A 20752-nucleotide genomic window follows, 5' to 3' on the forward strand; every position below is an offset into this window, starting at 1 on the left:
AGTGAGTTCGTCGGCGGCACGTCACCGACGGTGTGGATCCGGTGTGGATCTCGGGTGAGCCGGGCCGATTCCGGGCCGGGTACTGCCATGATGCGCGCATGGACCGTGCCGAACGGGACCGCGAGGCACTCCTGGACGCGGCTCTCCAGCAGTGGGCCGACGGCGGCTGGGTCGCCGTCGACCCCCGCGCCGCCGCGGCGGCCGCGGGACTGCCCGCCTCCGCCGCCGAGGAGTTCCCCACCGCCGCCGACCTGGCCTGCGAGGTCTTCGACACCGTGGTCGACGAGCGCGCCGCGGCCATGCTGGCGGCCGCCGCCGAGACCGCCGACGCCCCGCCGATGGTCCGCTTCCGGGCGATGACCACCGCAATGGTCGACAACATCGGCCAGGACCCGCGCCGCGCCGTGGTGGTGTCCGACGCCGTCGGCTGCCCCGAGCTCGTCGCCCGCCGCCGCAGCGCGAACCGCGGTTTCGCCGATGTCGTCGCGGCCCGCCCGCTGGACCCGGAGATCGGGCCCGACGAGCTGCGCGTGGCCGGGCACTTCGTCACCGGTGGGCTGGCGGAGATGGTCCTGGCCTGGCTCGATCCGCAGAGCCCGGTCACCCGCGAGCAGGTGATCGAGCAGGGTGCCCGGCTGATGGAGGCGTGCGTGACCGCGCGCTGATGCGGGCGCCCGCGAGGCGTACCGTCGAGCCGTGAACGTCGACGTGACGCCGCTCCCCGGGATCGGGGTGCGCAAGGAGATCGAGCTGCGCGCCGGCCGCAGGATCGGGGTCATCACCCACCGGGACGGCAAGATCGAGCTGATCCTCTCCCGGAGCGACGACCCGGACGCCTGCGTCGCCGAGCTGCCGCTGACCACCGAGGAGGCCGGGGCGCTCGCGAACCTCCTCGGCGCACCACAGCTGGTCAACCAGCTCAACGACGAGCAGGCGGAGCTGCCGGGCATCACCACCCGCAAGCTCCCGATCAAGCACAACAGCCCGTTCGACGGCCGCCCGCTCGGCGACACCGCGCTGCGCACCCGGACCCAGGTCTCGGTCGTCGCGGTGATGCGCGCCGGGCAGGTGCACCCCTCCCCCACCCCGGACTTCGTGCTGGCCGGCGGGGACATCGTGATCGCCGTCGGCGTCGCCGAGAAGCTGGAGCAGGCCGCCGACGTCCTCGCCCGCGGCTGAGCCCGGGAACCGTACCGGTGGACCACGTCGCACTCGAACTGCTCGAGCTGGGCGCCGTCTTCTTCGGCCTCGGCCTGCTCGGGCGGCTCGCCCAGCGGATCGGGCTGTCCCCGATCCCGCTGTACCTGCTCGGCGGGCTCGCCTTCGGCTCCGGCGGACTGATCCCGCTCGGCGACATCGGCGACTTCACCTCGCTGGCCGGTGAGGTCGGCGTCATCCTGCTGCTCCTGCTGCTCGGGCTGGAGTACTCCGCGGCCGAGCTCGTCACCGGGCTGAGACGCTCGTGGGCGGCGGGCATCGTCGACGCGGTCCTCAACTCCGCGCCCGGCGTCGCCGTCGCGCTGATCCTCGGCTGGGGCGTGGTCGGGGCGATGGTGCTGGGCGGGGTCACCTACATCTCGTCGTCGGGCATCGTCGCGAAGGTGCTGTCCGACCTCGGACGCCTCGGTAACCGCGAGACCCCGGTGATCCTCTCGGTGCTGGTGTTCGAGGACCTGGTGATGGCCCTCTACCTGCCGATCCTCACCGCGCTGCTGCTCGGCGTGACGCTGCTGGGCGGGCTGAGCGCGGTCGGCATCTCGGTCGCGGTGATCGCCGTCGTGCTGCTCGTGGCGCTGCGCTACGGCCGCTACGTCTCCGCGCTCGTCGACTCCGACGACCGCGAGGTCTTCCTGCTCAAGATCCTCGGCGCCGCGCTGCTGATCGCCGGGTTCGCGCAGGCCATGCAGGTCTCGGCGGCGATCGGCGCGTTCCTGCTGGGCATCGCGGTGTCCGGGTCGACGGCGGAGAACGCCACCAAGCTCCTCGAGCCGCTGCGCGACCTGTTCGCGGCGGTGTTCTTCCTGGTCTTCGGCCTGACGACCGACCCGAAGGCCATCCCGCCGGTGATCGGCTGGGCGCTGGTCCTGGCCGTCTCGACGACGCTCACCAAGGTCGCCACCGGCTGGTGGGCCGCGAAACGGGCCGGGATCGGGCGGATGGGCCGGGCCCGCACCGGCGCCGCGCTCGTCGCGCGCGGCGAGTTCTCGATCGTCATCGCCGGGCTCGCGGTCGGCCACCCGGGGGTGCCTGCGGAGCTGTCCGCCCTGGCCACGGCGTACGTGCTGATCATGGCGGTGCTCGGCCCGGTCGCGGCACGCTACGTCGAGCCTGCCGTACGGCTGCTGCCGGCACGCAAGCCGCGGGAGCCGGTCAACGTGTGAGGTGCCGCGGCAGGGCTCAGTCCCGGGCGGCTCGGTCCCGGGCGGCGAGGGCGGCGTTGTAGAGCTCGCGCTTCGCCACACCGGTCGCCTCGGCGACGGCGGCGACGGCGTCCTTGAGGCGTTCGCCGTCGTCGGTGCGCTCGCGGACGGCGTCGACCAGTGACTCCACCGGCGGCGCCGCGCCCGGCTCCGCCCCGGCCAGCACCACCGTGACCTCGCCGAGCACCTCGGTGCCCGTCGCCCACTGCGTGACCTCGCCGAGCGTGCCGCGCACGACCTGCTCGTGGGTCTTGGTCAGCTCCCGGCACACCGCGGCGGGCCGGTCCGCGCCGAGCACGTCGACGGCGTCGGTGAGCAGGTCCGCGGTCCGCCGGGGCGACTCGAAGAACACCACCGCGCGGCGCTCGTCGTGCAGCGACTCCAGCCAGCGGCGGCGTTCGGCGGACCGGCGCGGGGCGAACCCGTCGAAGCAGAACCGCTCGCACGGCAGCCCGGACAGCACCAGCGCCGTGGTCACCGCGGACGGGCCGGGCGCGCAGGTGACCGGCAGCCCCTCCTCCGCCGCCGCGGCGACGAGCCGGTAGCCGGGGTCGGAGACCGCGGGCATGCCTGCGTCGGAGACGACCAGGACGGTGCCTCCCTCGCGCACCGTGGTGAGCAGGCCGGGCAGCCGCGCGGTCTCGACGGCGTCGTAGTGGCTGACCACCTTGCCGGTGTAGGTCACACCGAGGGCGTGCGCGAGCGTGCGGAACCGGCGGGTGTCCTCGGCGGCGATGACGTCGGCGGTCGCGATCAGGTCGCGCAGCCGCGGCGACGCGTCGCGGGGGTCGCCGAGCGGGGTCGCCGCGAGCACGAGAACGCCGGAGTCGGGAGCGGGAGCCACGGGGTCCACCCTACGATCGGGGGCATGGCCCCAGGCACTGCTGTCTCCGGCAGCCGGGTGGCCGGCAGCGGCGGCGAACCGGGACTGACCCCGGTCGGCACGCCGCCCCCGCTGCTCCCGGACCGGCCCGGCCCCGCCGACCGGCTCGGGGCTCCCCCGCCGTCGGACCGGTTGCGCGGCTGGGCCGTCACCGTCGCGGTCACCCTGGTCGCGGCCGTGCTGCGGCTGGTGCACCTGGGTGAGCCGACCGACCGCGGCACTCCGGTGTTCGACGAGAAGCACTACGTCCCGCAGGCGTGGGAGATGGTGCGCAACGGCGGTGTCGAGAACGACCCGGGCTACGAGAAGATCGTCCACCCGCCGCTGGGCAAGCAGCTCATCGCGCTCGGCGAGAACGTCTTCGGCTACGACGGCTTCGGCTGGCGGATCGCCGCCGCGCTGGCCGGGGTCCTCACCGTGCTGCTGCTGGTCCGGGCTGGACGCCGGCTCACCCGGTCCACCGCGCTCGGCGGGCTCGCCGGGATCCTGCTGACCGCCGACGGGCTCTCCCACGTGCAGTCCCGGATGGGGATGCTCGACGCGTTCGGCTCGCTGTTCGTGATGGCCGCCTTCGCCGCCCTGCTCTGCGACCGCGACGACATCCGGGCCCGGATGGCCCGGGTCGTCGCCGAGGGCCGGGTCGCCGACCACGAGTTCGGACCCCGCTGGGGGGTGCGCTGGTGGCGGCTCGTCGCGGGGCTGTGCATCGGCCTGGCCGGCGGGGTGAAGTGGAACGGCGTCTACTACGTCGTCGCCTTCGGCCTGCTCTGCGTGCTGTGGGACGTCTCGGTGCGGCGCCGGGCCGGGGTGGCCCGGCCGTGGACGGGCACGATCGCCCGCGACGTGCTGCCCGGGATCTGGGCGCTGGCCGTGGTCCCGGTCCTGACCTACCTGGGCTGCTGGTGGGCCTGGTTCGGTAGCGAGACCGGCATCGACCGGCACGTCGTCGGACGCGAGATCGGCACCGGCGGCCTGTTCTCCTGGGTGCCGGACAGCCTGCGCTCGCTCTGGTACTACCACGCACGCGTCCTGGACTTCCACGAAGGACTGACCACGCAGAGCGCCGGGAAGCACCCGTGGGAGTCCAAGCCGTGGACGTGGCCGATGGGCCTGCGCCCCATGCTCTACCGCTGGTCGGACAAGGCGTCGGGCTGCGGCGAGCCGTCGTGTGTCTCGGCGGTCATGCTGATCGGGACGCCGGCGCTGTGGTGGCCGTCGATCCCGGTGCTGGGCTGGGGGATCTGGCGGTCGGTGACCCGCGCGGACTGGCGCTGGGCGGCGGTGCTCACCGGCTACGCGGCCGGGTTCCTGCCGTGGTTCCTCAACCTCGACCGGCAGATGTACTACTTCTACATGATGCCGACGGCGCCGTTCCTGGCGCTGGCGACGGTCCTGGTCATGGGGCACCTGCTCGGCCGGCCCGGCCGCTCCGAGCGGTGGCGCCGGGCCGGGCTGCTGGTGGTGTCGGCGTGGATCGCGCTGATCCTGGTCAACTTCGTGTGGCTGTGGCCGATCCTGGTCGGGGACTCGATCACCCCGGCGCACTGGCAGGCCGAGCTGTGGCTGCCGTCCTGGCGCTGACGGTGCTACCGGCCCCCGAGACACCGATGCCCCGAGGGGCACCCTCGTCACCATCGGTGGGAACGAGGGTGCCCCTCGGGGCGGACGGAGGGGCGTGCCCCTCGCGGCGAACCGGGTTACTTGATCACGCAGGCCTTGCCGCCGGTCTTGACGACCTTCACCGAGCCGTCCGGCTGCACCTTGACCACGGCGCTGGTGGCGGCGGCCAGGTTCAGCCGCTGCCAGGAGCCACCGGCGGTGCCGGTCTGGTCGAGCGGGTAGCCCGAGTCGATCTCGGTCTGGGCCAGCACCGAGGTGCGCTGCGCGTCGTTCAGCGTCGGGAACGTGGTGAGCAGCAGGTTCTCCGCGCCGGCCGGGACGGACGGCTTCTGGCCGCCGTTCTCGACCTGCTCGAAGCCGTAGGTCATGCGCTCCTTGTAGACCTTCACCGCGCTGGCGCGGTCGGTGACGATCTGCGGGGAGCCGCCGGGCAGCGCCTTGCCGCCGTAGGGGTTGTCGCTGTAGCCCTTGCCCTGGGCGATGCAGGCGGCGAGCTTCCCGCCGCACTTCTTCTCCAGGTAGCCGACGAGCTCCTTGCGGGCCGGCTCCAGCTTCTCCTCGCGGAACTTCGCGTCCGACCAGCGCGCGGCCAGCGCGGCCTCACCGTTCATCCGGCCGCCCATGATGTCGAGCGGGTAGTGCACACCGAGCACGATCCGGTTGTTGCCGGCCTCGGAGGCGCGGGTCAGCAGCTCCGGCGCGAGCTCCGGGACGAGCGTGGCCAGGGTGATACCGGCCTGGTACGCCGTGGTGGTGTGCCCGCTGGGGTACGAGCCGCCGGTGCACAGGCTCTTCTTGCCGTACTGGGCCGAGAGGTCGACGTCGTTCGGCGAGTACTTCTTCGAGCTGTCGGTGAAGTCCGGCACCCGCTTGATGTTCAGGGTGCCCGACGCGTCGGCGTAGGGCTTGCCTGCCCGCTCGGAGGCCAGCGACGACGCGTTGACCTTCTCCGGCGCGCACGCGGGCTCGTCACCCGGCTTCGGCGCGGCCTTCGGGTCGGCCGGCAGGAACGGACGCGGGTGGGAGTAGCGCTTCTTGGCGTCCCCGGTGTCGACGTAGGCGCCGGTGGTGCCGTCCGAGGAGTTGATCAGGGCGGTGGTGAGCGGGAGCGATCCGTCCTGGCGGCCCTGGACGTAGAGCGGGCCGAGCTTCGAGCCGAGCGCCTCGCCGATGGTGATCGACTGGTCGTAGCTCGTGTTGGTCTTGTTCTGGTACTCCGAGTCCTGCATCGCGCGGCGCTGCTGCTCCGGCGTGGCGTGGTTGTTGATCCACACGATCAGCGAGTCGTCCCGGGCGAGCGTCTTCGGGTCCTTGACCGTGCCGTGCAGGTCGTTCTTGCCGTCGGAGACCCAGAAGCGCTCGTAGCCCTCGTCCACGCGGACGATGTCGGGCTTGGCCTCGTCGGAGGGGTAGTCGGCGGTGGCGGCCATGCCCACCGCGGGGGTGCCGAGCAGCAGGGTGCCTGCGAGAACCGCGAGCCCCGCGGTGCGGAAACGTGAAGGACGCATGGGTACTCGCCGTCCTCCGTCAGGGGGACGGCGCTCCTCTCTGGAGGTCGGGGAGAAACGCGATCACCGTAGGAACGTCGTTCGTCGGCGCACCCAACACGAGATGACGTCGACGCGACCGGAGTGCGGCCATCAGTCGTTGCACTCCGGAATCATCGACGATCTTGATCGTCCGATCGGGCGATACATGCGGACGGAGTGGGGAACATCGGATCCGTTGTGCGACTGCATGTCCGGTTCGGTGTCCGGTTCGGTGTAGGCGGGACGGCGGCCGGCCTCGATGAACCCGCGGGCCCGGTAGAACGGCAGCCCCAGCTCGTTGCCCTCGGTCACACTGACCCACATCCCGGTGGCGCCGTGCTCCAGCAGCTGCCCGGTGACGTGGTCGAGCAGCCGGGTGCCGATGCCCTCGCCGCGCCGGTCGGGGTCGAGGTAGAGCACGTACAGCTCGCCGGTGGCGTCCCCGGTGACGGCACCACCGGCCGCCCCGACGACCCGCTCCCCCGGCACCCCGGCCCCGGGCTCCACCGCGACGACGTAGCCGAGCCAGTGCGGCGGAGCCGGGTCGATCTCCCCGGCGATGCGGTCCTCGCCGTAGAAGTCACGGATGGTGCGCTCGATGTGCTCGTCGGGCAGCAGGCCGCGGTAGGTGGCCCGGTAGCCGCGGGTGCAGACGTCGGCGATGCCGCCGACGTCTGCAGCCCGCGACCTGCGGATCTCGACCGTCATCCGTTTCCGGGCAGGTAGCGGCGGGCGCCCCAGTAGCCGTCGCGGGCGGGGTCGAGCCGCGCCGGGGTCAGGCGGACCGGGATGCCCGCGTTCTTGGCCTCGAGCATCTTGCCGTCGCCGGCGTACATGCCGACGTGGTGGATCTTCCCCTTGCCGCCGTCGTGGGCGTAGAAGATCAGGTCACCGGGCTTCAGGTCCTTCTTGTCGACCGGGCGGGCGAGCGGGCTGTTCGCCTGCGGGCCGGAGTCACGCGGCAGCAGGATGCCCGCGGCCTCGTAGAGGGTGCCGGTGTAGCCGGAGCAGTCGAACGCGAATCCGGACCGCCCGGCCCAGACGTAGTCCACGCCGAGGAACTTCTTGCCCTCGGCGACGAGCTGGGCCCCGGTCGGGGTCGGGAGCTTCTGGTCCGGCTTGCGGACGTCGACGTCGGCGGCGCGCAGCCAGGCCGGCCGGTCGCCCGGCGTCAGGACCTGCACGGTCTTGCCGCGCTGCCCGAGCACCGGGAGTTTCGTGTTGTAGGGGATCTGGATCCTGCGCTTCGTCAGGTCGGGGTCGGCGTAGAGCCAGGCCCGGGGAGCGGCGGTGACCACGGCGAGCGGCCCGCGGTGCAGGTTCGCCTGGAACGGCGCGTCGGTGGTGAGCTGGCGGCTGGGGATCCAGCCCGGGTAGCCGAGCGGCTCGTCGGCGTTGGGCTGGTTCTCGACGGCGACGCGGCTCCAGTCACCCTTCTTCTCCAGCACCCGCACGGGGGCGCCGTAGACGGCCTGGGTCTGGGTGAGGCCGTCGTTGGTGAGGTTCTCCTCGTCGGCCAGGGTCATGTCCCGCAGCCAGTCGTCGGACCGGACGGGGTTCTCCAGGGCCGGCTTGTCGACCGGGCGCGGGCTGGTGGGTTCGGTCCAGACGGTGGCCACCGCGACGGAGACGTACTCCGTCGGCGGTCCGGCCGTGGGTGCGGTCGGGGCGGCCGAGGCCGCGGGGCTGAGCGTTCCCAGGAGTGCGAGGACGCCGATGGACACAGCTGATCTACGGATCACGGTGCGCAGCACGGGATCACAGTAGGCGAGGAAGGCCCGCATCGGGGGGCATGTCGCGGATGTCCGGTACGAGACTGTTCGCTGCCCGCTCGACGATGCGCCTGGCCACGCCTCCCCGGCGTCTATATAGTTGTCGATATAAGGATCCGAGGAGGAAGCGTGGCGGTCACCAGCGTCGACCTGGACCCGAAGCTGATCGAACGGGCGCGAGAACTCACGGGCGAGCGGTCGAACCGAGCAGTTCTCGATCTCGCACTGCGCCGGCTCATCGCGGCGAAGCAGAAGGGGGCCATGATCGACGGGATCGCCGGGCTGAGCGGCCTGGAGGCCGAGCTCGGCGCCCCCGTCATCTCCCCGGACGAGCCGCCTCAGGCGTGACCGACTACCTGGTCGACAACTCGGTGTGGGCACGGCTGGCGTCCGGCGATCCGGTCGTCGGCGCACGCCTGCGACGCATCGAACGTGCGCCGGCCGATCTGTTCGTCACGTGTCCGCCCCAGGTGCTGGAGTTCTGTCACAGTGCGCGATCCCCTGAGGAACACGCGCACCTCTACGAGCAGATGTCGCTCGGGTTCCCGCTGGAGCGCGCTCCCGACGAGTCCCTCGTGCTCGACATCCAGAGCGCACTGTGGAACGCCGGCCTGGTGAGAGCTGCCGGAGCGACCGACATCCTGATCGCCGGTTACGCCATCGTCAACGACGCCACCGTCCTCGCCGCGGATCACGACTTCGGCCACATCGCGCGGGTCACGGACCTGAGACACGAGTACGTCGCGCCGTCGTCGTGATGCCCGGGCGCGCGGGCGCCCCCCGGCCGGCGTCGCGGCAGGACGGCAACGCTCCATGTCGATGGTCAACCGCTCTCGGTCTCGCGTTCCTGGTACTCGCGGGGCGAGAGGCCGTGGAAGCGGGAGAAGGCGGCGCTGAACGTCGGCAGGTGGGCGTAGCCGACGCGGCGCGCCACGGCGCTGGGCTTGGCCCCACCGGCGAGCAGGTCGCGGGCGATACGCATCCGGGTGGCATAGCGCCACCGGGCGAACGACATGCCGGTCTGCTCACGGAAGGCCCGGTGGACACCGGGTGGTACGTCGAAGGTCGTCGGCTCCGAGCCGGTTCCGATGCGGCGCAGGTAGTCCATCGCCGCCTCCCGCGCCCCCGCGTCGGTGGGCATCGGCACCGACAGGGCACGCCGTGCCGCCACCTGCTCGACGAACAGGTCGAGGATGCGCCGGGAGTCGTAGCCGTCCGGGCGGAGGTGGGATCGGGCGCTGACCGAGCAGAACATCAGGTAGTCGTCCCAGGCCGGTGAGAACTGCACCTGCAACGGCTCGGTGAGGGTGAGGTCGACGACGCCGGCGTCGCTCAGCGGCAACGAGACGGAGTTCTCCCGCAGACCGGTGACGTGCTCGACGCCGGCCGGGATCCAGGTCGCGACCCCGCGTCGTCGCTCGTAGCGCCGGTCGCCGATGTCCAGGTATCCGCTTCCGCGACAGATCCAGCTGAGCACATGGAAGTCGTTGGCATGTGGCGGCGTGTGGGTCGCGGGCAGAAGATCCGGTGCGGCACCCGTGCCGCCGCCTCCCCGTGCCAGGCGGGAGAAGCTGCTGGTCTGGCGTGCTGCGCTCGCGGACCGGGCGGGGCCGCCGGAGGCCGAGCGGGCAGCGAGCTCCCTGGCGAGTTGGTACGGAGTCACTCCGAACTGCTGCTGGAACGCGCGCCGGAAGCCACCGCGGCTGCCGAAGCCGACCCGTGCGGCGGCCTGATCGACCTCATGTCCCGCGGCCAGCAGCTCCACCGCCACAGCCAGCCGGCAGTGCAGCCTCCACTGCTCGAAGGTGAGCCCGGTGTCGGAGACGAAGTCGCGCAGCAGGCTGCTCGGGCTGGAGGAGACCCGGGCTGCCCAGTCCCGCACGGTGAAGTCGAGTGCGGGATTGCGGAGGAGCTCCTGGGCCACCGCCCTCGCCCCGGACGACTTCGGGGTCCTGGGCGGACCCCGTAGTTCGGACGGGTCGGCCTCGCGGCCTGCTGCGATCCGGGGCGCCGGTGGGCCGGAGCGGCGAAGCAGGTCCGAGATCCCGTCGTCGGGGTACCCGCGAGCACTGAACGGAGTGGACTGCAGGTTGAAGTGCTGGATCAGCCAGTCCTGCCAGTCGTCGGGAACCTCGAAGCGGGTCGGCTCGGCGAGGATCCCGGCGGCGACGCCGGCGTGCGGGTAGAGCGGGAACGCGACGGTGCCCGGATCGGTGAAGATCTCGTAGCGGTACGGGTCCCCCTCCGGAACCCAGACACCTTCCCCTGCGGCGAGCCGGAACTCCGCGTCGTCGATGAGCACTCGCGCCCGCCCGGTGCGGACCCAGACGAGCACCTGACCGGGGTACCCCAGTCGTCCCCGGTGTGCCGCGGGGATCGGCGGCGGGCCGCCCGTCGACGCCGGTAGCGGAGACGCGCGGTCCATCTCCTAACCATATGACGATCTACGTACCCACCCGGGGTAAGGGCCGCCTAATCTTAGCGTCGGCTCCCTGCCGACCCCCGAGACGCGATCCCCGAGACGACCGAGAAGGGCTCCCCTGCATGCCGAAGACCTCGCGCCGGCTCACCGTGCACCCGCTGACCCTGCGCGAGGTCGAGGTCGTCCGGGTCACGGATCTGACGCCGGGGATGCGGCGCGTCACCCTGTCCGGCAGGCAGCTGCAGGCGTTCACCTCGGCGAACGGCTTCCCACAGCCGGCGTTCGACTCGCCGGGCTTCGACGACGACATCAGCCTGCTGTTCTGTTACCCGGGCCAGGACGCTCCGGTGCTGCCGGTGCAGCAGGAGAAGGGCCTGAGCACGCCGAGGAATCCGCGCCCGCTGTCGCGGGAGTACACGGTCCGCCGGTGGAACGCCGAGATCGGCGAGCTGGACGTCGACTTCGTCGAGCACGGCATCGGTGTCGGCACCACCTGGGCTCACCGGGCCCGGCCGGGTGACCGCATCCACATCACCGGCCCCGGCAGCTCGAAGTCGTTCCCGGCCGGCGCGGGCTGGTTGCTCGTGGCCGGCGACGACACGACGATCCCCGCGATCGGCCGCCTGCTCGACGAGCTGCACGAGGAGGCGCGGGCGCAGGTGTTCATCGAGATCGCCGAGGACGCCCACCGGCCGGCGCTGCGGGAACTGCCCGGCGTCGAGGTGACCTGGCTGATCCGTGACGGCGCCGAGGCGGGAACGACCACCCACCTGGTCGACGCGGTCCGGGACGCCCGCTGGTGGGACGGTCGCCCGTTCGCCTGGGTCGCCGGCGAGCGCACCGCCGTCCGGGACCTGCGCCGGCACCTGGTCGAGGTCCGCGGGATGCCCAAGGAGGACATCGATTTCACCGGGTACTGGCGCCGCAGCGAGGTCGTGGCCCTGGAGTCCGACGGGGCGGTGCCCGACCCGGAGAGGTCGACCACACCGTTCGAGAGGCTCCATGAACTGACCGAGCTGGTCGCGCCGACCGCGATCCGCACCGCGGTCGAGCTGGGCATCCCGGAACTGATCTCCCGCGGCGTCACCGGTGTAGCCGACCTCGCGGCCGGAGCGGGTGCCGACGAGCGGGCGCTGGGGAAGCTGCTGCGCTACCTGCACAGCCTGGACGTGCTGACCATGACCGAGCCGGGCCACTACCGCCTGGCGCCGGTGGGCGAGGTCCTGACCCTCGATCACATGGCCGACTCCCTGCACCCCGCCGGGGTGGTGGGACGGGAGATGCTCGGCATCCACGGGCTCACCGCGTCGATCCGCACCGGCCGGGCCGCCTACGCCGCCGTCACGGGCCGGACGTACGGCGAGGTGCGCGCCGAGCAGGACTACGAGGACCGCAACCTGGAGCGCCGGGCCGAGTTCGCGCCCGCGCTGGCCGTGCCGATCGCCGAATCCGGGATCCTCAACGACGTCGAGCACCTGGTGATCCACTCCGACGGTGCGGGTGCGCTGGCCGGCGAGTTCGTCGGCACCCGTCCGGACCTGCGGATCACGATCTGCGCCCTGCCGGCGCAGGCGGACTGGCTGCGCCGCGATCTGCCCGCCACCATCCCCGACGAGGCACAGCGTGCCCGGGTGTCGGTGGCCGAACAGTCCGTCTTCGAGCCCGGTCCCGCCGCGGACGCCGTGTTGATCAGCCGGGCCTTCGCGTCCCTGCCCGACGCCGACGCCGCACACGCCCTGCGCCGAGCCACCGAGAACCTCCTCCCCCACGGCCGGGTGCTGCTGATCGAGGAGACCTTCGACCTCGACGACCTCGACGAGCACGACGGCGAGGAGGACCTGCTCGCCCTCACCGTCCACGGCTCCGGCGTCCGGACCGACGCCGAGCTCCACGCCGTCATCACCGCCGCGGGCCTCACCCGGAAGGCCGCACACACCGTCGGCTGGGACACCAGCGTCCACGAACTCGCACCGGCCGACATCCGCTGACCCCGTCGTACGACAGATGAGAGAAGAACGAACGCACATGCTCACGACACGCCCGAGACGGCGCACCGCGATCCTCACCGCCGCGCTCCTGAGCGCCGCACTCGTCCTCGCCGGCTGCGGTGGCAACGGCGACCGTGACTCCGCCGCCGCACCGGGCGGCTCGGCACCGGGCTTCCCCGTCACCGTGACCAGTGACCTCGGTGAGATCACGCTGCAGAAGAAGCCCGAGAAGGTCGTCGTCATGGGAGACGCGCGCTTCGTCGACGTACTGGCCTCCCTGGGCGAGCCACCCGCGTTCTTCGGCTCGTACCAGGACGAGAAGACGAGCCTCCAGTACTACCCGTGGCTCAAGGGGCAGTACGGGAAGTTCGAGCCCGGCCTCGCGACGTCGTCCGGCGAGGGTTCCTCCGATCCCGACGTGGAGGCCATCGGCGCCCTCAAGCCGGACCTGATCATCCTCTCGACGCTCGGCGACCTCAAGGACGGCACCCGCCAGCAGCTCTCGCAGATCGCCCCGCTCTACGCGGACGACAACCCCGAGACGTGGACGAAGGCCGTGACCGACATGGGCGCGATCACGGGCAAGCCTCAGGAGGCGCAGCAGCTGATCGCCAAGGGCGAGGCCGAGTTCGCCGACGCCCGCAAGCGCCTCGCCAAACTGCAGGGAAAGACGTTCTTCGCCGGATTCGTCAGCCCCGACGGCAGCGTCGCACCCTTCCCCGAGATGGGCCTCTTCGCCACGAAGCTCGGTCTGAAGCCCGCGTCCAACATGCCGGTGCTTCCCGACCGGGGGAAGTCCATCTCCGCGGAGAACCGCGACAAGATCCGGGCCGACGTCGTCCTCGCCGGCAGCGTCGACGGCGACTACAAGAAGCTCCAGAGCGACCCGCGCTACGCCGATCTGCCTGCGGTCAGGAACCGGACGATGCTCTTCCTCGAACCGCTGGGGATCTCGCCCTCGGCGACGACCGCGATCGGGCCGGCGAGCATTCCGTGGCTGCTGGGCAAGGTCGTCCCGGACCTGGAGAAGTCCACGCTGAACACCGGAAGATGACACGTCTGCCGAACCAGTTCGCGCGCACGCCGGTCGCCGCGACGCATCCCCGCCGGCTCACCGGGGTCCTCGCCTGCCTCGGCTGTCTCGGTCTCCTGCTGCTCCTGAGCATCGCGGTCGGGTCGAAGAACATCCCGCCGGCCACGGTGCTCGACGCCCTCGGCGACGACACCGGGCGCGCGGACGCCTACGTGATCTGGGACCTGCGCATCCCCCGTACCGCCGTCACGTCGGCGGTCGGTGTCGCACTCGGAGTGGCGGGCGTGCTGGTCCAGGCCCTGACCCGCAACCCTCTTGCCGACCCGGGCGTTCTCGGCGTGAACGCCGGGGCGGCGTTCTTCGTGGCCGTCGGCATCACGGTGTTCGGGATCACCTCCATCAGCGGATACGTGTGGTTCGCCTTCGCCGGCGCCCTCGTGGTGACGGTGGCGGTGTATCTGATCGGCTCGGCCGGGCGCGGCGGGGCCGACCCCGTGCAGCTCGTCCTCGCCGGTGTCGCGTTCGGTGCGGTGCTCGGCGGCCTCGTCACCGCGATGGTGCTGATCGACGTGCGGGCGTTCGACCGGATGCGGAACTGGAACGCCGGCAGCGTGGCCGGCCGGGGCTGGGACGCGCTGCTGCCGGTGCTGCCCTTCCTCGTCCTCGGGCTGCTGCTGGCGGTCGTCGCGGCCTCCGCGTTGAACGCGGTGGCCCTCGGCGACGACCTCGCCCGGTCGCTCGGCGCGAACATCACCCGTACCCGGATCGTCGTCGTCCTCGCGGTGACGTTGCTCGCCGGCGGCGCGACGGCGATCGCCGGGCCCATCGGGTTCGTCGGGCTGATGGTTCCGCACGTCGCCCGCTGGATCGTCGGCCCTGACCAGCGGTGGATCCTCGCCTACGCGCTCGTCCTGGCGCCGTCGCTGGTGCTCACCGCCGACGTCCTCGGTCGCGTCCTCGGTCCCGGTGACGGCGAGTTCCCCGTCGGGGTCGTCACCGCGTTCGTCGGCGCCCCCGTCCTGATCCTGCTCGTGCGGAGGAAGAAGGCGAGCGGGCTGTGAGCGGGACGGTCGAGCAGGCTCCGCGTCGGGTGGACTTCGGTCACGGGACCGTGGTGATACGGCGTCGTCGCTGGTTCGCGCTGCGGTGGCCGCTGCGATCGATGATCGTCTGCGCCGTCCTCGTCGTGCTCACGGTGGCGGTGTCGGTGTGGGCGGTGACGCTCGGGAAGTACCCGGTCACCGTGGCCGAGGTGTGGGGTGCGCTGATCGACGACCCCGCGGTCGGCTTCGCGCGCCAGGTCGTGGTCGAGTGGCGGTTGCCACGAGTACTCGCCGCCGCCGTGTTCGGTGCGGCACTGGGCGCATCGGGTGCGGTGTTCCAGTCGCTGACCCGCAATCCGCTCGCCAGCCCGGACATCATCGGCTTCTCCGCCGGCTCGTTCACCGGCGCGCTGGTGGTCATCATCCTCGTCGGCGGCTCCTTCCTCCAGGTCGCGGGCGGGGCCCTGCTCGGCGGGATCGCGACGGCCGCGGCCGTGTACGTGCTGGCGTGGCGCGGCGGGGTCCAGGGATTCCGGCTCATCGTCATCGGCATCGGGGTCAGTGCCGTGCTGGGGTCGTTCAACACCTGGCTGATGTTCACCGCGAAGCTCGAGGTCGCCCTGTCGGCGGCCGTCTGGGGTGCCGGCTCGCTGAACGGCACCACATGGGAGCAGGCCGCGGTCGGCAGCGGCGTCGTCGTCGTGCTGCTGGTGGGGCTGCTGGGGCTGATGCCCGCGTCACGGCAGCTCGAGCTCGGTGACGATGCCGCCCGGGCCACCGGCGTGCGGACAGAACCCGTCCGGCTGGCTGTCGTCGTGCTCGGCGTGGCCCTGACCGCGACGGTCACGGCAGCCGCCGGGCCGATCGCCTTCGTCGCGCTGGCGGCCCCGCAGATCGGCCGGCGCCTCACCCGCGCGCCCGGAGTCACGATCCTGCCGGCCGCTCTCACCGGAGCCCTCCTGCTCGCCGGCGCCGACGTGACCGCGCAGCGTCTGCTGCCGGTCGCCGTGCCCGTCGGTGTGGTCACGGTCGTCGCGGGAGGCGGATACCTGGTGTGGCTGATCGTCCGGGAGGTGCGCCGCCGTGCCTGACACCACCAGGTCGAGGCCCCGGCGCGCCGAGAAGGCAACGATCGGCGACGACGAGCGGGAAGCTCGGCCCTGCCTCGCGCGGTGGACGGCCGCTCGCCGACCCTCGGAAGCCGGATCAGGCGCCGTCGGTCTCGCGCTGCTGGTAGTCGCGTGGGGAGACACCGTGGAAGCGGGAGAAGGCGGCACTGAACGTCGGCAGGTGGGCGTAGCCGACGCGGCGCGCCACGGCGCTGGGCTTGGCCCCGCCGACGAGCAGATCGCGGGCGAGACGCATCCGGGTGGCGTAGCGCCAGCGGGCGAACGACATGCCGGTCTGCTCACGGAAGGACCTGTGGACCTCGGCAGGAACATCGGACGTCGTGGAACCACCCGCTGCGCCGAGTCCGCGCAGGTAGTCCATCGCCGCTGCGTGCGCACGCCGGTCCGTGGGCATCGGCACCGAGAGGGCTCGTCGCGCCGCGAGCTGCTCGGCGAACAGATCGAGGATCCGGCGTGGGTCGTAGCCGTCCGGACGGAGACGGGACCGGGCGCTGATCGAGCAGTGCATCAGGTAGTCGTCCCAGGACGGCGAGAAATGGACCTGGAGCGGCTCGGCCAGCGACAGGTCGGCATTGCCGGCATTCCCGAGCGGCAGCGAGATGGAGTTCTCGCGCAGCCCGGTGACGTGCTCGGTGCCTGCGGGGATCCAGGTCGCGACGCCGCGTTCCCGTTCGTAGCGCTGATCGCCGATGTCCAGGTAGCCGCTGCCGCGGTACATCCAGCTCAGCACGTGGACGTCGTTGGTGTGCGACGGCGTACGCGCCGGAGGCAGCATCTGGGGCGCGGCGGCGGTGATGTCGTCCCCCCGCGCCAGACGCACCAGATCGCTCCTCCGACGAGCCTCCGTGGTGCGCGCCGCGAGGTCCGCGTCAGGAGGTCCGGCGGCGAGTTCTCGGCGGAACCGGTGGGGAGTCGAGCCGAACTGCCGTTTGAAGGCGTGCGTGAAACCGCCGCGACTGGTGAAGCCGACCCGGGCGGCGACCTGGTCGACCTCGTACCCCGCGGTCAGGAGCTCGACGGCCGCGCCGAGCCGGCACGCCAGTCGCCACTGCTCGAACGTCGCCCCGGTATCGGCGAGGAAGTCGCGCAGCAGGGTCCGTGGACTGGCGAGCACGCGGGTCGCCCATTCCTGGATCGTCAGGGCGAGCGCGGGATCGCGGATCAGCTCCTCGGCCACCGCTCTGGCCCCGCGGGCACTCGGCATCGCAGGCGCAGCGGGCGCTCCCGCGGGGACGGCGTCCCCGCTCCGTGCCGGTGCCGGCAGCTGCGTGCGGGACCGGCGCAGCAGGCCGGTGATCGCCTCGCGGGAGTATCCGCGACCGCTGAACGGGGTGACGTTGAGGTTGAAGTCCTGGATCAGCCAGTCCTGCCAGCTGTCGGGGACCTCGAATCGCGTCGGTTCGGGCGGTGCTCCGGAACCGGGATCGAGCCAGAGCGGGAAGGCGACGGTGCCGGGCTCGGTGACGACTCCCCGGTGCTCGCACCCGTCCGTGGGGAGCAAGGCCCCCTGCCCTGCGGTGATGCGGAATGCCGGAGCGCCGTCGACGTAGGCGTGCGCCGTGCCGGTACGGACCCAGATGAGCAATGGGTGGATCTGGGCTCCGGTCCAGTCCAGTCGCGCTCCCGGGATCGCCGGCGGGCCGCCGTCTCCGGCAGCACAGGGGAACGGGCTCGTCACATCCTAATAATATGGCGAATTCTCTTCACCTCGGGAAGTGAGGGCTACCTAACCTGCCCGGTGACCGTCCCGCCGACGACGGCGTGCGGTCGACCGAGAAGGGAAGGAAGCACACCATGACCACGACCCGGCTGAGACGCCGCAGCGTCGCTGTCGCGACCGCACTCCTGAGCGCGACCCTCGCCCTGACCGGGTGCAGCAGCACGAGCGACGCCCCGGCTCCCCCGACGGGCAGGACCCACGCCGTCGAGGCCGACAACGGCACGGTCACCGTTCCCGATGACCCGAAACGGATCGTGACCCTTGGCAACGCGGGTGTGGTGTACACCGAACTCGGCGGCGAACCGGTCGGCACGACGGAGTACAAGTTCGATCCCATCACGCAGGCCCAGCACGACCTCCTCGGTCGCGCAGAGGACCTCGGCCCGTCGGGTGGGGAAGCGGACCTCGAGAAGGTGGCCGGACTGAAGCCGGACGTCATTCTGGTCTGGATGCCCAAGGACGACTGGAACCGGATCGGTGACGAGCTGCAGTCGATCGCCCCGACCGTGTTCGTAGGCTTCGACAGGGACCGATTCTCGGTCATGCAGGTGCTCGCCGATGCCGCCAATCGGACCGACCAGCTGAAAGCACAGAAGTCGGACTACGAGAAGCGCATCACCCACATCAAGGAGACCTACTCGAAGACCATCAAGGAAACCTCCTTCGTCGGCGCCACCCGTGGTTCCTGGAACGCCCCGGGAATCTACAAGTTCGGCCTGGTCAGCGACCTCTGCACCACGATCGCCCGAGATGAGATCGGGCTCGACATACCGAAACCGACCACCGACTACAAGCGCTCGTTCGAACAGATCGGCGAGCTGGCCGGCTACGACGCGATCCTCTACCCCGTGGACTTCAACGGCGCCGTGCTCGACTCGTTCGTCCCCGTGACCCAGACCAACGCATGGCGAGCGCTTCCCGCCGTCAGGTCGGGTCACACTCTGGGGGTCACCTGCACCAGCCACGGCTCCTACGCGTCCCTGTCACACTTCCTGGATCAGCTCGACCGGGCTCTGGCGACGCTGTCGACGGGCCGGTGACGGCATCGGGCAGCGGGATCGGGACCCGGGATGCGGTGACCGCACCCCGGGTTCGCCGGCGAACCGTCGGCGTGCTCGTGGCGCTCGTGCTGCTCGTGACACTGCTGATGCTCAGCATGATGACGGGCGCGACCGCGACCTCGTCACCGATGGTGGTCTGGGATGCGCTGTTCCGCCAGTCGGGATCATTCGACCGGTTCGCGATCCGCGATTTCAGGCTGCCGCGCACGGTCCTCGGCTTGGTCGTGGGCATGGCACTCGGGACCGCGGGGGCGCTGATCCAGGCGCTCACCCGCAACCCGCTGGCAGACCCGGGAATCCTCGGCGTGAACGCGGGCGCGTCCTTCGCGGTCGCGGTCGCCGTGGGCGTGCTGGGAATCCGCGACATCCGGGGCTACATGTGGTTCGCGTTCGCCGGTGCACTGATCGTCACGCTCGTCGTACTCGCACTCGGATCCACGCGGCAGGGTCGGTCCCCGGTTGTCATGGTGTTGGCCGGAGTGTGCGTCGGAGCGGTGCTCGGCGGCGCCGGATCAGCTGTCCAGCTGACCGATCCGCAGGCATTCGATGCGATGCGCTCCTGGAACGCCGGGTCGATCCTGGGCCGTCCGCTCGACGTCGTATGGCCGATCCTGCCGTTCTTCGCGGTCGCGCTCGTACTGGCGTTCGCGGTGTCGGGCCCTCTCGATGCCATGTCCCTGGGCGACGATCTGGCGGCGGCCCAGGGGGTGCGCCTGGCACGCACGCGCATCCTGGCGATCATCGCGCTCACCCTGCTCGCCGGTGGAGCGACCGCGATCGCCGGACCGATCGGTTTCGTCGGGCTCATGGTGCCGCACCTGGCCCGCTGGTTCGTCGGCCCGCACCAGCGCTGGATCCTCGCCTTCAGCATTCTGCTGGCGCCGAGCCTGCTGCTGGTCTCGGACGTCCTCGGCCGGATCCTGATGCGGCCCAGCGAGGTCCCGGTCGGCATCGTCACTGCATTCGTCGGCGCCCCGGTCCTGATCGCTCTGGTGCGCCGGAGGAGGGCGAGCGGACTGTGACGACGCCCCACAAGACGATGCCGCCCCAGAGGACGCCGGCCCGGAAGGTGGACTTCGGCAGGCCGGTACTCACCCTTCGCCGCGGCCGGCTCGCAGCACGCCTGGAGTGGCGCACACTCGTCGTCTGCGCGGCGCTCGTCGCCGCGGTCGCCGCCGTCGCGCTGCTGGCGTTGATGACCGGCTCCTACCGTCTCGGTGTCACGCAGGTGCTCTCGGCGCTGACCGGCGGAGAGACCGGGTTGGTGCACGAGATCGTGGTCGAGTGGCGGCTGCCCCGCGTCGCCGCGACCGTGGTGTTCGGTGCCGCGCTCGGGGTGAGCGGGGCGATGTTCCAGTCGCTGATGCGCAACCCGCTCGCAAGCCCGGACGTGATCGGCTTCTCCTCCGGCTCGTACACCGGTGCACTGATCGTGATCCTCGCCGTCCGCGGCTCCTACCTGCAGGTGGCAGCCGGTGCGCTGCTGTCCGGAATGGCCACCGCCGTGCTCGTGTACCTGCTCGCCTACCGGCGCGGCGTGCGGGGATTTCGCCTGATCATCATCGGTATCGGGGTCACGGCGATGCTCGGCTCGGTGAACACCTGGCTCATGCTCACGGCAGACCTGGACGCAGCGATGTCGGCGGCGGCGTGGGGCGCGGGTTCGCTCAACGGCGTGTCGTGGGACCAGGTCCTCGTCGGCGGCGCGGGCATCGCCGTGCTGCTCGTGCCGGCCGGGATGCTCGGCAGGCCGATGCGGCAGATGGAGCTCGGCGACGATGCCGCCGCCGCTCAAGGCGTGCAGGTGACGGCAGCGCGCCTCGGCCTGATCGTGGTGGGTGTGGCGCTGACCGCGACGGTGACTGCGGCGTCCGGCCCGATCGCGTTCGTCGCCCTCGCGGCCCCGCAGATCGCCCGCCGGCTCGCCCGCGCCGCGGGGATCCCCCTCGCGCCCGCGGCCTTCGTCGGCGCACTCCTGCTCGGCGTCGCGGACTTCTCCGCCCAGCACGTCGTGCCCACCCCGCTACCGGTCGGCATCGTCACCGTGATGATCGGCGGTTGCTATCTCGGCTACCTGCTGTTCCTCGAGGCCAGGAGACGACTGTGAGCTCCTGTGCCGACACCGTCCCGT

The 20752-nt window shown here is 71.6% G+C and carries 19 protein-coding genes; 13 read left to right on the top strand and 6 right to left on the bottom strand.

Annotation, left to right across the window (positions count from 1 at the left end; translation table 11 throughout):
* The first annotated feature begins 98 nt into the window (after window positions 1–98).
* Genes ACLE50_RS16920 through ACLE50_RS16930 form a run of 3 tightly spaced genes read left to right on the top strand, consistent with a single transcriptional unit; the run spans window position 99 to window position 2381 of the window.
* The gene (locus tag ACLE50_RS16920) at window positions 99–665 is read left to right on the top strand and encodes a hypothetical protein (RefSeq protein WP_410944529.1); all 567 of its coding nucleotides are present in this window, start codon (window positions 99–101) and stop codon (window positions 663–665) included.
* A 31-nt stretch (window positions 666–696) separates the two neighbouring features.
* Window positions 697–1179, top strand: a complete 483-nt coding sequence (locus ACLE50_RS16925; protein ID WP_410944530.1) for a cation:proton antiporter regulatory subunit — start codon at window positions 697–699, stop codon at window positions 1177–1179.
* A 17-nt stretch (window positions 1180–1196) separates the two neighbouring features.
* A complete protein-coding gene (locus ACLE50_RS16930) occupies window positions 1197–2381 on the top strand; it encodes a cation:proton antiporter (RefSeq protein ID WP_410944531.1) in 1185 nt (394 codons plus the stop codon).
* Window positions 2382–2397: 16 nt separating this feature from the next.
* Here the strand turns inward: ACLE50_RS16930 and rsmI are convergent, their stop codons facing one another.
* A complete protein-coding gene (rsmI, locus tag ACLE50_RS16935) occupies window positions 2398–3264 on the bottom strand; it encodes a 16S rRNA (cytidine(1402)-2'-O)-methyltransferase (RefSeq protein ID WP_410944532.1) in 867 nt (288 codons plus the stop codon).
* 24 nt (window positions 3265–3288) lie between these two features.
* Here rsmI and ACLE50_RS16940 point away from each other — a divergent pair, with 24 nt between their 5' ends.
* On the top strand, window positions 3289–4884 hold the full coding sequence (locus ACLE50_RS16940) for a dolichyl-phosphate-mannose--protein mannosyltransferase (protein ID WP_410944533.1): 1596 nt from the start codon (window positions 3289–3291) through the stop codon (window positions 4882–4884).
* Between the two features lie 116 nt (window positions 4885–5000).
* Here the strand turns inward: ACLE50_RS16940 and ACLE50_RS16945 are convergent, their stop codons facing one another.
* The 3 genes from ACLE50_RS16945 to ACLE50_RS16955 form a co-directional block, all read right to left on the bottom strand.
* Window positions 5001–6431 carry an acid phosphatase gene (locus ACLE50_RS16945; RefSeq protein ID WP_410944534.1) on the bottom strand — a complete coding sequence of 477 codons (1431 nt, stop codon included), beginning with the start codon at window positions 6429–6431 and terminating at the stop codon, window positions 5001–5003.
* Between the two features lie 132 nt (window positions 6432–6563).
* Window positions 6564–7160, bottom strand: coding sequence for a GNAT family N-acetyltransferase (locus tag ACLE50_RS16950; RefSeq protein WP_410944535.1), 597 nt, complete (start codon window positions 7158–7160; stop codon window positions 6564–6566).
* Complete coding sequence (locus tag ACLE50_RS16955) at window positions 7157–8206, bottom strand: C40 family peptidase (protein WP_410944536.1); 1050 nt, start codon at window positions 8204–8206, stop codon at window positions 7157–7159. The genes ACLE50_RS16950 and ACLE50_RS16955 overlap by 4 nt, the downstream gene beginning before the upstream one ends.
* A gap of 147 nt (window positions 8207–8353) precedes the next feature.
* Between ACLE50_RS16955 and ACLE50_RS16960 the strand changes: the two genes are divergently transcribed.
* Together ACLE50_RS16960 and ACLE50_RS16965 are read left to right on the top strand one after the other, a co-directional pair.
* Entirely contained in the window at window positions 8354–8572 is a 219-nt protein-coding gene (locus ACLE50_RS16960; RefSeq protein ID WP_410944537.1) for a type II toxin-antitoxin system VapB family antitoxin, read from the top strand.
* The gene (locus tag ACLE50_RS16965; RefSeq protein ID WP_410944538.1) at window positions 8569–8982 is read left to right on the top strand and encodes a PIN domain-containing protein; all 414 of its coding nucleotides are present in this window, start codon (window positions 8569–8571) and stop codon (window positions 8980–8982) included. The genes ACLE50_RS16960 and ACLE50_RS16965 overlap by 4 nt, the downstream gene beginning before the upstream one ends.
* Window positions 8983–9047: 65 nt before the next feature.
* Here the strand turns inward: ACLE50_RS16965 and ACLE50_RS16970 are convergent, their stop codons facing one another.
* Window positions 9048–10559 carry a helix-turn-helix domain-containing protein gene (locus ACLE50_RS16970; RefSeq protein ID WP_410944539.1) on the bottom strand — a complete coding sequence of 504 codons (1512 nt, stop codon included), beginning with the start codon at window positions 10557–10559 and terminating at the stop codon, window positions 9048–9050.
* Between the two features lie 209 nt (window positions 10560–10768).
* Between ACLE50_RS16970 and ACLE50_RS16975 the strand changes: the two genes are divergently transcribed.
* From ACLE50_RS16975 to ACLE50_RS16990, 4 genes are read left to right on the top strand one after another with little or no spacing between them, the layout of a single operon-like run.
* A complete protein-coding gene (locus ACLE50_RS16975) occupies window positions 10769–12634 on the top strand; it encodes an SIP domain-containing protein (RefSeq protein WP_410944540.1) in 1866 nt (621 codons plus the stop codon).
* 37 nt (window positions 12635–12671) lie between these two features.
* Entirely contained in the window at window positions 12672–13688 is a 1017-nt protein-coding gene (locus ACLE50_RS16980) for an ABC transporter substrate-binding protein (RefSeq protein WP_410944541.1), read from the top strand.
* Complete coding sequence (locus tag ACLE50_RS16985; protein WP_410944542.1) at window positions 13685–14728, top strand: FecCD family ABC transporter permease; 1044 nt, start codon at window positions 13685–13687, stop codon at window positions 14726–14728. Before ACLE50_RS16980 ends, ACLE50_RS16985 begins: the two co-directional genes overlap by 4 nt.
* Window positions 14725–15801, top strand: coding sequence for a FecCD family ABC transporter permease (locus tag ACLE50_RS16990; protein WP_410944543.1), 1077 nt, complete (start codon window positions 14725–14727; stop codon window positions 15799–15801). Before ACLE50_RS16985 ends, ACLE50_RS16990 begins: the two co-directional genes overlap by 4 nt.
* A gap of 115 nt (window positions 15802–15916) precedes the next feature.
* Here ACLE50_RS16990 and ACLE50_RS16995 read toward each other — a convergent pair whose 3' ends face one another.
* Window positions 15917–17518, bottom strand: coding sequence for a helix-turn-helix transcriptional regulator (locus tag ACLE50_RS16995; RefSeq protein ID WP_410944544.1), 1602 nt, complete (start codon window positions 17516–17518; stop codon window positions 15917–15919).
* Between the two features lie 116 nt (window positions 17519–17634).
* Here ACLE50_RS16995 and ACLE50_RS17000 point away from each other — a divergent pair, with 116 nt between their 5' ends.
* From ACLE50_RS17000 to ACLE50_RS17010, 3 genes are read left to right on the top strand one after another with little or no spacing between them, the layout of a single operon-like run.
* Complete coding sequence (locus ACLE50_RS17000) at window positions 17635–18600, top strand: ABC transporter substrate-binding protein (protein WP_410944545.1); 966 nt, start codon at window positions 17635–17637, stop codon at window positions 18598–18600.
* A gap of 35 nt (window positions 18601–18635) precedes the next feature.
* Window positions 18636–19643 (top strand): FecCD family ABC transporter permease, encoded by a 1008-nt coding sequence (locus ACLE50_RS17005; RefSeq protein ID WP_410944546.1) that lies wholly within the window; start codon window positions 18636–18638, stop codon window positions 19641–19643.
* Entirely contained in the window at window positions 19640–20728 is a 1089-nt protein-coding gene (locus ACLE50_RS17010; RefSeq protein WP_410944547.1) for a FecCD family ABC transporter permease, read from the top strand. The genes ACLE50_RS17005 and ACLE50_RS17010 overlap by 4 nt, the downstream gene beginning before the upstream one ends.
* The last annotated feature ends 24 nt before the right edge of the window (window positions 20729–20752 follow it).

Source organism: Pseudonocardia phyllosphaerae, from assembly GCF_046546475.1.
GTDB lineage: Bacteria > Actinomycetota > Actinomycetes > Mycobacteriales > Pseudonocardiaceae > Pseudonocardia > Pseudonocardia phyllosphaerae.